Annotated in this window: 11 protein-coding genes; 6 read left to right on the top strand and 5 right to left on the bottom strand. The window is 73.5% G+C overall.

Annotated features, from left to right (window positions below; genetic code table 11):
• Window positions 1-175 precede the first annotated feature (175 nt).
• Window positions 176-2,635, bottom strand: a complete 2,460-nt coding sequence (locus tag ABT158_RS14620) for a VIT domain-containing protein (RefSeq protein WP_352353247.1) — start codon at window positions 2,633-2,635, stop codon at window positions 176-178.
• Window positions 2,632-3,372 (bottom strand): helix-turn-helix domain-containing protein, encoded by a 741-nt coding sequence (locus ABT158_RS14615; RefSeq protein ID WP_352353245.1) that lies wholly within the window; start codon window positions 3,370-3,372, stop codon window positions 2,632-2,634. Before ABT158_RS14615 ends, ABT158_RS14620 begins: the two co-directional genes overlap by 4 nt.
• 116 nt (window positions 3,373-3,488) lie before the next feature.
• On the opposite strand from ABT158_RS14615, the gene ABT158_RS14610 reads away from it, so the two are divergent.
• On the top strand, window positions 3,489-3,956 hold the full coding sequence (locus ABT158_RS14610) for a Dps family protein (protein ID WP_352353243.1): 468 nt from the start codon (window positions 3,489-3,491) through the stop codon (window positions 3,954-3,956).
• A gap of 250 nt (window positions 3,957-4,206) precedes the next feature.
• Complete coding sequence (locus ABT158_RS14605; RefSeq protein ID WP_352353241.1) at window positions 4,207-5,229, top strand: alkaline phosphatase PhoX; 1,023 nt, start codon at window positions 4,207-4,209, stop codon at window positions 5,227-5,229.
• 64 nt (window positions 5,230-5,293) lie between these two features.
• On the opposite strand, the gene ABT158_RS14600 is transcribed toward ABT158_RS14605, so the two are convergent.
• Window positions 5,294-6,151: a bifunctional helix-turn-helix transcriptional regulator/GNAT family N-acetyltransferase gene (locus ABT158_RS14600; protein ID WP_352353239.1), complete on the bottom strand. Its 858-nt coding sequence runs from the start codon at window positions 6,149-6,151 to the stop codon at window positions 5,294-5,296.
• Between the two features lie 94 nt (window positions 6,152-6,245).
• Here ABT158_RS14600 and ABT158_RS14595 point away from each other — a divergent pair, with 94 nt between their 5' ends.
• Together ABT158_RS14595 and ABT158_RS14590 are read left to right on the top strand one after the other, a co-directional pair.
• Window positions 6,246-7,145, top strand: coding sequence for a lactonase family protein (locus tag ABT158_RS14595; protein WP_352353237.1), 900 nt, complete (start codon window positions 6,246-6,248; stop codon window positions 7,143-7,145).
• A gap of 82 nt (window positions 7,146-7,227) precedes the next feature.
• A complete protein-coding gene (locus tag ABT158_RS14590) occupies window positions 7,228-8,694 on the top strand; it encodes a N,N-dimethylformamidase beta subunit family domain-containing protein (RefSeq protein ID WP_352353235.1) in 1,467 nt (488 codons plus the stop codon).
• Between the two features lie 36 nt (window positions 8,695-8,730).
• Here ABT158_RS14590 and ABT158_RS14585 read toward each other — a convergent pair whose 3' ends face one another.
• A complete protein-coding gene (locus ABT158_RS14585) occupies window positions 8,731-9,456 on the bottom strand; it encodes a Clp protease N-terminal domain-containing protein (RefSeq protein WP_352353233.1) in 726 nt (241 codons plus the stop codon).
• 170 nt (window positions 9,457-9,626) lie between these two features.
• On the opposite strand from ABT158_RS14585, the gene ABT158_RS14580 reads away from it, so the two are divergent.
• A complete protein-coding gene (locus ABT158_RS14580; RefSeq protein WP_352331196.1) occupies window positions 9,627-10,652 on the top strand; it encodes a 6-phosphofructokinase in 1,026 nt (341 codons plus the stop codon).
• 235 nt (window positions 10,653-10,887) lie between these two features.
• Here the strand turns inward: ABT158_RS14580 and ABT158_RS14575 are convergent, their stop codons facing one another.
• Entirely contained in the window at window positions 10,888-11,754 is an 867-nt protein-coding gene (locus ABT158_RS14575) for an MHYT domain-containing protein (RefSeq protein WP_352353231.1), read from the bottom strand.
• Between the two features lie 114 nt (window positions 11,755-11,868).
• Between ABT158_RS14575 and macS the strand changes: the two genes are divergently transcribed.
• Entirely contained in the window at window positions 11,869-12,966 is a 1,098-nt protein-coding gene (macS, locus tag ABT158_RS14570; RefSeq protein ID WP_352353229.1) for a MacS family sensor histidine kinase, read from the top strand.
• The last annotated feature ends 21 nt before the right edge of the window (window positions 12,967-12,987 follow it).

Here is a 12,987-nt window from a genome sequence, read left to right as displayed (position 1 = left end):
CCGGTGCGGCACGGCTGGACCCGTTAGTGGCCGATTACCCATTCGCCACAAGTGTCCTTGAACGCGAGCCTCCGCCGAGGCGGATCGCTGCGGCGCGTTCCCTCGTCGGACCGCTCGTGGATGGACGTGGCAGCGCTGCGGGATGGCGCAGCGCTGCCGGGGTGTCAGGTGGGCGTCAACCTCGTTTCCAGAAGGGGCGGTGGCGCTTGCCGGGCTCGGGGTCGCCGGGGGCGAGCGGGCCGTCCTTCGGCAGCGGGTCGCCGGGGGCGACGGGGTCCTCCGGCGAGGCGGGGTCGGTCGGGGCGTGGTCGGCGGGGGCGCCGGTGAGGGCGGCCAGCGCCTCGACGGCGTGGTCGTGCAGGGCGCGGAGGTCCGTGCCGGGACGTTCGGCCGCCTCCAGGTCGCGGGCCAGCGTCGCCAGCGCCTCGTTCCCGCCCAGGTACGCCGCCAGCGCCGCCAGCCGCGAGCCCAGGTCGGCCAGGTACAGCGCGTCCGGTTCGCGCATCGCCCTGAGCCGGTCCAGTTCGGCCTTCAGCTGCGGCCCGACCGACTCCAGCCGGTGCGCCGGGCGCGGCGACGACGGAGGCGCGAACTTGGGCGAGGCCCCATGCCCAGGGCCGCCACCGGAACCGGGCGCGGACGGCGCAGGACCGGCGGGGCCGCCCGTGAGGGGCGGGGCCGGGGAGGGGCCGCCGAGCGGAGGCGGCGCGCCGAAGCCCTGGTCGAAGCCCTGGTCCAAGAACGACGGGGCCGGCGGCATCATCCGGGCAGCACTCGCGGGACGCGCCATCGTCATCGCCTGCGCCACGAACCCCCCGCCCGTGGACGGGTTCGGCGGCAGCTCCCACCCGCTGGGCGGCTCGACCGGCTGGATGACCCGGTGCTCGGGCGCGCCCTCCGCGACCTGCCTCGTGTCGATCGCCACGTACGCCGTGAACCTGCACAGAACGCCGTTCTCCAGCGAGACCTCGACGATCCGCGACTCCAGGCCGTGCTCGCCCATGGCGTACCGGTCCTCCAGCTCGCGCAGGTGGGCGCGGGCCCAGACGGCGCGCAGGGCGGGACTGTCGGTGGTCACCCCCGTGACCCGCTCCTCCCACGGCCCCTCGGCCGACGTGCCGCGCACGGTGACGGCCTCGGCGCCCTCGCGGCACCGTCCGTACACCCGGAGCGGGACCCCGGGGAAGATCGAGCCGAGGTGGGTCACCGTGCCGGGCTCGGGCTCCAGCCCCTTCAGGGACAGGTCCGTCACCAGCGGCGCGCCGATCCTGCGGTGGATCTGCTCCATCGCCGCGTCGAGCCGGTCCTCGGACTCGACCAGCTCGCACCGGCCGGCGCCCAGCCCGGCCAGGCGGCCGAGGAAGCCGGCGTTCACCGCCCGGTCGATCCCGACCGTGTGCACCCGCATCGCCGACAGCGCGCCGCCGGCCTGCTCCAGGATCTGGTCCTCGTTGCCCACCTGGCCGTCGGTGACCAGCACCACCACCCGTTCCCGGCCGCCGGGCGCGCCGAGGAGCGCGATGGCGCGGCGCAGCGGTTCGAGCAGCTCGGTGCCGCCGCGCGCGTCGACCCGCGCGAGGTGCTCGACCGCGCGGTACCGGTTGCGGTCGGACGCCTCCACCAGCCCCTCGAACGCCGCCTCGACCACCGAGTCGAACGTCAGCACGTTGAAGCGGTCGTGCGCGGTCAGCGTGTCGACGATGCGCGCCGCCGCCCGCCGCGCCGCGACCATCTTCCAGCCGCCCATGCTGCCCGAACGGTCGAGCACCAGCACCACGTCCCGCGGCGCGCGGGCGGCCTGGAGGGCGGGCGGGACGACGGTGAGCGCGAACGTCCCCCGCCCGTCGAACTGCAGGGACGTGGACGCCTCGAACGACAGCCGCAAAATGAAGTCACGGTCGAGGCGCTCGCCCGGACGCAGGCGCACGGTGTGGCCGTCCTCCTCGACCACGTGCAGGCTGGAGGCCAGCTCCCGCAGGTCGAGCCCGGCGGCGTCGACGCGGGCGGTGAGCGAGAGCCGCACGGGGCTGGGGAAGCCGGGCAGCAGCACCGGCGGCGTGATCCTCGACGCGTCGGGCACGGCGTCGGTGTCCGGCGCCACCCCGGAGCCCGCCGGGTCGCCGTCGAGCGGGGTGCCCGGGACGTACCGCGGGGCCACGACGAGCGGGAACCGGAAGGTCGCGGCGCCGTCCTCGTAGGGGAGGGGCTGGCTCATGGTCAGCCTGACCGAGACGCGTTCGCCGGGCAGGATGTTGCCCACCCGGATGGTGAAGACGTCGGGCCGGTCCTCCTCGGCGATGGCCGCCCGCCGGCCCTCGCGCAGCGCCTGGTCGTAGTCGGCCCTGGCCTGGCCGCGCTCCTTCAGCACGCCCTCCACGATCCGGTCGTCGGCCTCCATCCTGAAGGCCGTCACCGCCGCCCGGTCGGGCAGCGGGAAGACGTAGGTCGCCTCCAGCGTGACGTCGAACGGGTTGCGGAACCCCTGCTCGACCTCGACCCCGGCGACGAGCCCGGCGATGTCGGCGTGCACGTCCACGCTGTCCAGCGGCAGGTTGCCGCGCTCGGTCAGCAGCGCGCCGAACCCGGCCTCCGGCACCGGCAGGCACCGTGCGGGCTCCAGCGAAGTGATCTTCACAGCAGTCTCCTCTCTACGAGCACCGCGAGCAGCGGCCCGGCCGCCGCCAGCACCGCCTGAACGTCGTCCTCGGACGGAGGCCGCCCCCCGTCCCACACAATGCGCACCCCGTCCGCGAGCACGACCCCCGCGGCCGGCCCGCCCCCGGCATGCCCCGCCGCCGCGCCGGCGGGCCGTTCGCTCCCGTCCGGCGCGCGGCGGACCGGCCGCTCGGCCCAGAACCTCTCCCGGCCGGGCTCGCCGCCGCCCGCGGCCCGCCCGCCCGGCGGGCGTCGCGCCGCACGCGCCTGGCCGTCGAAGGTCCCGTCCGCCTCACCGCCGGGCGTCACGTTCGTGGTCGTGGCGATGACGGACGCGGGCCCCGCGAAGCGCGGGCCGTCCGGCGGAGAGCCAGGGATCGCCCGCCCCTCGCCCGCGGACGGCACGTCGGCGAGCCCGGCGGCCGCCGCCAGCGTGGCGTTCGTCGCGCCGGCCAGCGCCGCCTGGATCTCGGCGATCGAGTGCCCCGCCGCCTGCATGCGCTTGACGGCCACCAGTTGCAGCAGGTGCCGCCGGCCGTAGCGGGCGATTCTGCCGCGCCGGGTCAGGGGCGGGTCCACGAGGCCGATGGTGGTGTACCACCTGATCAGGCGTTCCCCTGGCACGTCGCGGACCCGGCCGTTGACCGGCTGGGCGCCCGCACGCAGCGCCCGCGCCGCGTGCTCGGCCAGCTCGCCGATGGTCCAGGTGTCGCTCATACCTCCACAATGACACTGTCACTATTACACTGTCAACGACGGAAAGATCGGAAGAATCCAGCCCCGGATGACGTTCTAAATAGGCAAAAGCACCACTGAAGGGGAGGAAATACGACATGGCTACGATCACCGGTCCGCTCGCGGGTGAAGCCAAGAACACTGTCGCCGAAGCCCTGCAGGGCGCCCTGGTCGATCTGATCGATCTGTCGCTGATCGCCAAGCAGGCGCACTGGAACCTCGTCGGCGCCCATTTCCGCCCGATTCACCTTCAACTCGACGAGCTGACCGACCTGGCCCGTGCCCACATGGACACCATCGCCGAGCGGGCGGTCGCCCTCGGCGTGAACCCCGACGGGCGCTCGGCGACCGTCGCCAAGTCCACCCAGCTCCAGCAGCCCGAGCGCGGCTGGCTGGAGGACGGCAAGGTCGTGGCGACGATCACCGACATCCTCGACGGCATCAGCAAGCGCATGTACGAGCGCATCCGCGCCACCGACGAGGCCGACCCGGTCAGCCAGGACCTGCTCATCGCCGTGACGCAGGACATCGACAAGCAGCACTGGATGTTCCAGGCCCAGCGCTGACCGCGCGCGGCCGCCGGCCGCACCACCCGAAAAGCCCGGGCACGAGCACAGTGTCCGGGCTTTCGCGTGTCCGCCCCCGAAGTGGGCGATCTTCCGTCCCGTGGGTACGGACTGTCACGCATCGTCCAGGGGCCTGCGGCGATCTCCCGCCACGACCGGGCGCGGGGTTTGCGCAGAGTTTGATGTCACGAGTCCTTGCCATTCATGTCGGTGCGGTCGACTAGCGTGGCACCTAGAGGGAGGCCCCACGATGTCCCACAAGACTCTCCTCCGCACGGGCCCGCTCTTGCAGGGCGGCATCAGCCCGTACGGGCCGCTCACGCCGGCGTCCGCCGACGGGCTCGCGCTTCCGCCGGGCTTCACCGGCCGGGTGGTGGCCCGGTCGGGCGAGAAGGTGGCCGGGCTCACCTGGCACGCCGCGCCCGACGGCGGCGCCTGCTTCCCCGACGGCGCGGGCTGGATCTACGTCTCCAACTCCGAGCTGCCCCTGCTCGGCGGCGCCTCCGCGCTGCGCTTCCACGCCGACGGCACGGTCGCCGACGCCTACCGCATCCTGTCCGGCACCGACCTCAACTGCGCGGGCGGCGCCACGCCGTGGCACACCTGGCTGTCGTGCGAGCTCGGCGACCGCGGCCGCGTCTTCGAGTGCGACCCCTACGGCGCCCGCGCGGCCCGCCCCCGCCTGGCCATGGGCCGCTTCCGGCACGAGGCCGCCGCCTGCGACCCCGAGCGGCGCGTCGTCTACATGACCGAGGACGAGCACGACGGCTGCTTCTACCGCTTCCGTCCCGGCGACTGGGGCGACCTGACGGAGGGCACGCTGGAGGTGTTGTGCGCGTCGGGCGGATGGCGGCCGGTGCCGTCCCCGGCCGCGCTGCTCACCGCGGCCCGCCACCAGGTCGAGGACGCCCGCCACTTCGACGGCGGCGACGGCTGCCACTACGCGGGCGGCGTCTGCTACTTCACCACCAAGGGCGACACCGGCCTGTGGGCCTACGACGCCCACACCTCCACGCTCGACCGGCTGTGCGAGGGCGTGCGCGCGATCACCGCCGCCCCCTCGGGCGACCTCTACGTGGCCAGGGAGACGACGGAGATCGACGTCATCGCGCCCGACCGGGCCGTCACGCCGTTCCTGCGGCTCACCGGGCACGAAGGGGCCGAGCTCACGGGGCTGGCGTTCTCGCCGAGGGGCGACCGGCTCTACTTCTCGGCCAGGCGCGGCCGCACCGAGGGCCACACCTTCGAGGTCCGCGGCCCCTTCCGCCCATGACCCCGCCGCCCATGACCCCGCCGCCCCCGGGCTCAGGTCGGGCGGCGGGCCGGCATGAGGTCGCTCAGGTGGCGGCCGCGAGGTCGAGCGACCACATCTCCTCGGTGACCTCGGCGCCGTTCTCCACGCCCCGCTCCGCCGACTCCAGCTCGAACCCGGCCTCCTGGTAGATGCGCCGCGCGCTCACCAGGCAGTCGCGCGTCCACAGCGTGATCCGCCGGTACCCCCGGTCCCTGGCGTGGCGCAGGCACTCGGCCACCAGGCGCCGCCCGATCCCGAGGCCCCGCGCCGACGGCTCGACCAGCAACATACGCAGCTTGGCCGTCGTGTCGTCCTGGTGCACGCAGAACACGCACCCGGCGCGCTCGCCGTCGACCTCGGCGATCCAGCCGGCGTCGCGGGCGGGGTCCCAGGCGCCCACGATCCTGGCCACGAGCTGCTCGAACTCGGTGCCCCAGCCGTACTCCTCGCTGTAGAGGGCGCCGTGCCGGTAGGCGACCCAGCCCAGGTCGCCCGTGCGCGGGGGCCTGATCACGTACGAGCGGGCGGCTGGTTCGCCGAGCAGCCGCCTGATCGTCGCCATGCTGCCGACCAGCAGCGCCCGGTCGGCCTCGGGCAGGCCGCCGAGCAGCCGTTCGATCTCCTCGGCCGAACGGCGGTCGAGCCCGGCGAACGTGGCCGCGCCCGCCTCGGTCAGCCGGACGAGCTGCTTGCGGGCGTCGGCGGCCGACCGCTCGCGGGCGACCAGCCCGTCGCCCTCGAAACGGGCCAGGATCCGGCTCAGGTAGCCCGCGTCGAGGTCGAGCAGGCCGCGCAGCTCGCCGGTCTCCATGCTCTCGGCGTGCGCGAGCTCGAACAGCACCCTGACTTCCGTCAGCGAGTAGGGCGAGTCGAGCATGCCTGCCTGGAGGACGCCGATCACTTTCGTATAGAACCGGTTGAAGGCTCTGATCTCAGAAACCCTTGCCTCCGTCAACGAATTCATTGCCCCAGTCAACCATAAGAAGGATCCCGTTGTGAACCTCTACATAGGCGGCTACGGTCCCGGCATCGTCACGGTGGGCGGCGAGCTGACCCGCGTGGCCTCGCCGTCGTTCCTGGCCGCCCACCCCACCCTGCCGGTGCTGTACGCGGCCGGCGAGCTGCAGCGCGGCTGGCTCACCGCCTTCACCACCGAGGGCGGCCTGTCCCCCCTGGACGAACGGTCCAGCGACGGCGACAGCCCCTGCCACGTCGCCGTGCACCCCTCGGGCAGCCTGCTGGCCGTGGCCAACTACGGCGACGGCACCGCCGGCCTGCACCACCTGGACGAGCGCGGCGCCTTCACCGGCGACCCCGTCGTCCTGCGGCACGAGGGCTCGGGCCCCGACCCCGACCGCCAGGCCGGCTCGCACGCCCACATGTGCGTCTTCCACGACGACGTCCTGCACGTCTCCGACCTCGGCACCGACGAGATCCGCCGCTACCGGCTGGACGGCTCCCCGCTCGACCCGATCACCCTGGCCCCCGGCACCGGCCCCCGCCACTTCGCCTTCGCCGGCGACCGCCTGTACGTGGCCGGCGAGCTGGACGGCACGGTGACCCTCGTCGAGGGCGAGCGCCGCACCGTCGTGCCCGCCTCGCGCGCCGGGGGCGACAACGCGCCCAGCCACCTGCAGCTCGACGGCGACCTGGTCTACGTCGCCAACCGCGGGCCCGACACGGTCTCGGTGCTGCGCGCAGCCGACCTGTCCCCGGTGGCCGAGGTGCCGTCGGGCGGCGTCTGGCCCCGCCACTTCGCCATCGCCGGCGACCGTCTGTACGTCGCCAACCAGAACTCCGGCGAGGTGACCGTGTTCACGCTGGAGGACGGCGTGCCCGAACCGGCCGGTCAGTCGTACGAGGTGCCCAGCCCGTCCTGCGTGCTGCCCGCGTAGGAACGCCGGGAAGGGCGCGGCCTGGTGTAAGGATCTGGCCAAGTCGTGGCCCGGCCCCGTGGCGGGCCGCGACGATGGCCGGGTGCGCAAGCTCCTGCTGCTCCTCACCCTGTTGATCGCCGTCCTGCCGGCCGCCGGATGCGGCGGCGGTCCCGTGCGGCCGGCGCCGTCCGTCTCGCCCGCGCCGCCCGTCCCGCAGCCGTCGGAGACGGGCCGGCCGTCGCCGCCGCCGCCGGTGGACGCGGGGGAGTCCTGGCGGATCACCACCCGCGGGGCCGACCACGAGATCGAGGGCTACGCCGACCACGTGAGCGTCCTGCCCGGCCAGTCCTTCGCCCTGCACGTCTCCACCACCGCCCCGCGCTTCACCGCCGGCGCGTTCAGGATGGGCGCGCACCCGGCCAAGGTGTGGGAGTCGCCGCAGGTGGAGGGCGTGCGCCAGCCGCCGGCCCGGACCGTGGACGGCATGGTGACCGCCGCCCACTGGAAGCCCTCGCTCACCGTGGACACCCGCGGCTGGACGGAGGGCGCGTACCTGATCAGGCTCGACGCCTCCACCGGCGCCCAGCGGTACGTGCCGATCACCGTCCGCTCGGCCTCCACCCGGGGCCGGGTGGTGATGGTGAACGCGGTCACCACCTGGCAGGCGTACAACCTGTGGGGCGGCCGCAGCCTGTACCTGGGCCCCGGCGGGTTCGCCGATCGCTCGCGCGAGGTCACCTTCGACCGCCCGTACGACGGCGGCGGCGCCCGCCTGTTCCTCGACTTCGAGCAGTCGGCCCTGGCCGTGGCCGAGCGCAGCGGCGTGCCCCTGGCCTACCTCACCAGCCTCGACCTCGGCCCCGGCGTGCTGGACGGCGCCCGCGCCGTGGTCTCGCTCGGCCACGACGAGTACTGGTCGCCCGCCATGCGCACGGCCGTCACCAGGGCCAGGGACAGCGGCACGAACCTCGCCTTCCTCGGCGCGAACGCCGTCTACTGGCGTATCGCGATCAAGGGCAGGACGGTCGCCTGCGACAAGGAACGGCTCTGCCCGCTGTGGCGGGACTCCCGCCCGGAGAGCGCCCTGGTGGGCCAGATGTACGACTGCTTCCCCGCCCAGGGCGCCTACACGGTCCGCAGGCCGGGCCATTGGATCTTCGCGGGCACCCGGGGCCGGCGCTTCCCCGGCATGGTCGGCCCGGAGACCGACAAGGTCTCGCGCGGCTCGCCGAAGGGCGTGGAGGTGCTGGCCGACTCGCCGTTCTCGTGCGGGGGACGCGGGACGACGTCGCAGAGCACGTACTACACGGCGCCGAGCGGGGCCGGGGTGTTCGCCTCGGGCACGATGCGCTGGGTGTGCGCGATGCGCGGCAAGCGCTGCGGCCACGGCGTCCCGGAGTCCGCGGCCGCCTTCACCCGCCGCGCCACGGCGAACGTGCTGACCCGGTTCGCCGCCGGCCCGGCCGGGCGCACCGGCCAGCCCGCCCACCCTCCTCAGGACCGCACGGGCCCGCCGGGGAACGCCGCCCCCGGCAGCGGCCCGAAGGCGCCAGGCAAACGACTGTGAGCGGTCCCGGGAGCGGCCCGAGGGCGGCCGGGGCGGCTACGAGCGGCGCTCGCGCAGGATCGCCGCCAGCCGCTCCCTGATCTCCCGCTCGGCCGCCTCCTTGTGCACGCCGAGCTCGGCGAGGGCCCGCACCACCGGGCCCTCCTCCAGGGAGAGCACGCCGAGCAGCAGGTGCTCGGTGCCGACGTAGTTGTGCCCGAGCCGCAGGGCCTCGCGCAGGGTCAGCTCCAGCGCCTTGGCGCTCTGCGCGGAGAACGGCAGGGTGACGGGCGACTGCCCGCCGCCGGGCCCCATGGCCGCCGTGACGGACTCCCTGACCGCCTCGGGGGAGGCCCCGAGCGTGCCCATGGTCGAGGCGGCCAGCGCCTCGGGCACGTGCAGCAGCCCGAGCACCAGGTGCCCGACCTCGATGTGGTCGTGCCCCGACAGGCGCGCCTCCTCCTGGGCCTTGACCACCGCGACCCGGGCCTTGTCGGTGTAGCGGGCGTAGTTGCGCAGGTCGTCGGCGAGCGAGCCGCCCTCCTTGACCACGAACCGCTTCTGCGCGGCCTGCTTGGTCACGCCCATGCTGCGGCCGATGTCGGTCCAGGAGGCGCCGGAGTGGCGGGCGTGGTCCACGAAGTGGCCGATCAGGTGGTCGGCCACCTCGCCGAGGTGCTCGCCCAGCGTGACGGCGTCGGAGAGCTGGCCGAGCGGGTCGCCGTCCGGATGGCGGCTCTTGATGGCGGCGATGAGGTCGTCGAGACGTACGGTTTCATCCATGCGTCAACCATAGGTTGACGGTTCAGTGCCGTCAACCCAAGGTTGACGATTGCTCCTCCAGGAAATGATCGAGGGCGGCGCGTTTGGTCTAGACCACTGAGCGTCGCGGCAGGCACAATGCGAGCTGTCACCGAGCAATGGTTCGTGAACCCCATCGGGAGGAACCCGCCATGCGTATAGGAGTGCTCACCGGAGGCGGAGACTGTCCGGGTCTCAACGCCGTCATCAGGGCCGTGGTGCGTAAGGGGGTGAGCACGTACGGCCATGAGTTCGTGGGCTTCCGCGACGGCTGGCGCGGGCCCCTGGAAGGCGACACGATGCCGCTCGACATCCAGGCCGTACGAGGCATCCTGCCGCGGGGCGGCACCATTCTCGGATCCTCCCGCACCAACCCGATCAAGATCGAGGGCGGCGTCGACCGCATCAAGGAGAACCTCGCCGCCACCGGCGTCGACGCCCTGATCGCCATCGGCGGCGAGGACACGCTCGGCGTCGCCAAGCAGCTCTACGACCGCGACGTCAAGGTCGTGGGCGTGCCCAAGACCATCGACAACGACCTGTCCGGCACCGACTACACCTTCGGCTTCGACACCGCGGTCAACATCGCGATGGAGGCCATCGACCGGCTGCACACCACCGCCGAGTCCCACCACCGCGCGCTGATCTGCGAGGTCATGGGCCGCCACGCGGGCTGGATCGCGCTGCACGCGGGCATGGCCGGCGGCGCGAACGTGATCCTCATCCCCGAGAAGCCGTTCGACATCGACCGGGTCTGCGAGTACGTCGAGTCCCGCTTCCGCACCCGCTACTCGCCGATCATCGTCGTGGCCGAGGGCGCCCACCCGATCGAGGGCCAGATGGAGCTGCAGACCGGCACCCTCGACGCGTTCGGGCACGTCCGGCTCGGCGGCATCGGCGAGGTGCTGGCCAAGGAGATCGAGAAGCGCACCGGCAAGGAGGCCCGCACCACCGTGCTCGGCCACATCCAGCGCGGCGGCACCCCGACGGCCTACGACCGGGTGCTGGCCACCAGGTTCGGGCTGCAGGCGATCGACGCGGCGCACGAGGGCGACTACGGCACGATGGTCGCGCTGCGCGGCACCGACATCGTCCGGGTCGGGCTCGACGAGGCGACGGCCGAGCTGAAGACCGTGCCGGCCTCCCGGTACTCCGAGGCCGAGGTGTTCTTCGGGTGAGGCTTTCTACGGCTGCGTGAAAGCGGCTTGCAAGCGCCGGGCCGTACCTTCTGAGCAGCGGGGTTACCGCTTACAACCCCCCTCGGGGTACGGCTTGGGGCGCAGCGAGTCGGCGGCCCACTTCGCGCCGCAAGCCGTACCCAGGAGATAGCTCGACCGCGGGGCGCGCCGAGGTGATCCACCTCCGGCGCGCCCTCGCCGCGTCCGGCCCCGTCCGGACGCTCCTCGCCGCGGGCTACCTGCGGGGCGTGCGCATCATCCGCTGCTGTTGGGGGCGGGGGGCGGCCTGCGGCCCGGGGTAGACCAGGCGCTGCTGCTGCTGGGCGGCGCGCCGGCGCAGCTCCAGGCGGGCCACCATCTCGGCGTCCTCGTGCAGCTCCTCCTCCGAGGGCGCGAGGATCACCATGAGCAGCATGGTCAGCGTGATCAGGCTGATCACGGTCATCAGCGGGACGAGGAAGTCGAGGGCGTCCGCGCCGGTGACCATGCCGGGCTCGGCGTCGACGGAGACCCGCATGGCGTACATGCCGGTGTAGTGCATGCCCGAGACGGCCACGCCCATGACCAGGGCCGCGCCGGTGATCCAGACCGACTTCTTGACCCGCAGCGTGAACCAGAGCGCGGCGGTCGCGGCCACGACGGCGATCACCACGGACCCGGCCACGATCGTGCGGTCGTAGGAGACGTGGGCGCTCATGTTCATCGCGTACATGCCGAGGTAGTGCATGCTGGCCACGCCGAGCCCGGTGAGCAGGCCGCCGCCGAGCAGCGCCAGCGCCCGGCCGCGGCCGTAGGAGACCAGGAACAGCCCGGTGCCGACCACCACGACGGCCACGGCGGCCGAGATGACGGTGAGCGGGACGTCGTACTTGATCTGCGTGCCCTCCACCGCGAAGCCCATCATCGCGACGAAGTGCATGACCCAGATGCCGGTGCCGCCGATGGAGATGGCCGCGCCGATCAGCCAGCGCACCCGCGACGCGCCGCGGCTGGCGTGCGCCTGTGCGGTGAGCCGCAGTCCGAGCATCGAACCCAGGCACGACATCAGGTACGCCAGCAGCGGTGTGAGCGGTCCGTGGGTGAAATGATTAACAGCGGTCATATATCGACATTCCTTGTGATTAGGGGTTGACGGATTGTGTCATCCGGTCTGTCCCTTCCGCATGGATATCACGACTATCTGTCAACCGGCGTGTCGGAAACGTGAGAGGGTCTCATGAGCATTGAGGGGCCCTTCTGGCGCGCGATCGCCGTCTTCCGCGCCGCGTCGTTGCTGTACGCCGCCGTCCTGATGGCCCAGCACCGCGGGTACGAGCAGCCCGTCGCCGGCTGGCTGGTGATCGCCCTGATGGCGTTGTGGACGGCCGGAGCCACGTACGCGTACGCGTCGGAAAGGCTGCGCGGGTGGCCCCTGCTGGCCGTGGACCTGCTGGTGGCGCTGGGCTGCCTGCTGGCGTCCCCGTACGTGGAGGGCGCCCGTCAGGGCGTGGCGGGCACCATGCCCGTGCCCGCCACCTGGGTCGCCGCGCCCGTCCTGGCCTGGGCCGTGTACGGCGGCAGGCGCGCGGGCGCGGTGGCGGCGGCCCTGGTCGCCGCCGCGGACCTGTGGCTGCGCGTGCGCGCCCCGGAGGCGCCCGTGATGATCAACGGCGCGGTCCTGCTGTTCCTGTCAGGAGTGGTCGTCGGACACGTGGCCCGGCTGGCCAAGGAGGCCGAGGAGCGCATGCAGCGCGCCGCCGAGATGGAGGCCGCCCAGCGCGAACGCGACCGGCTGGCCCGCGACCTGCACGACTCCGTCCTGCAGGTGCTGGCCCTGGTCCAGCGGCGCGGCCGGCAGATCGGCGGCGAGGCGGCCGAGCTGGGCCGCCTGGCCGGCGAGCAGGAGGCCGCGCTGCGCGAGCTCATCGCCGCCCGTCCCGCCCCGACCGGCGCCACGGACCTGCGCTCCCTGCTCATGCGGCACGGCTCGCCGCTGGTGACGGTCTCCACCCCGGCCACGCCGCTCGTCCTGCCCACGCCGGCGGCCGAGGGCGTGGCGGCCGCGGTGGGGGCCGCCCTGGACAACGTGCGCGAGCACTGCGGCGCGGACGCGCGGGCCTGGGTGTTCGCCGAGTCCTGCGACGACGTGGTCATGGTGACCGTGCGCGACGAGGGCCCCGGCATCCCGGAGGGGCGCCTGGAGCGGGCCGCCGCCGAGGGCCGCCTGGGCGTCGCGCAGTCCATCCGCGGGCGCGTCGCCGACCTGGGCGGGACGGTCGCCGTCGCCTCCACGCCGGCCGGGACCGAGATCGAGATCAGTCTTCCCTGCGGATAGCCGGGGAGCGGCCCGGTTAGA

It is taken from the genome of Nonomuraea sp. NPDC001636 (genome assembly GCF_040298265.1).
Lineage (GTDB): Bacteria > Actinomycetota > Actinomycetes > Streptosporangiales > Streptosporangiaceae > Nonomuraea.
The sequence above is the reverse complement of the archived record's forward strand: the minus strand, read 5'-3'. Positions and strand labels throughout refer to the sequence as shown.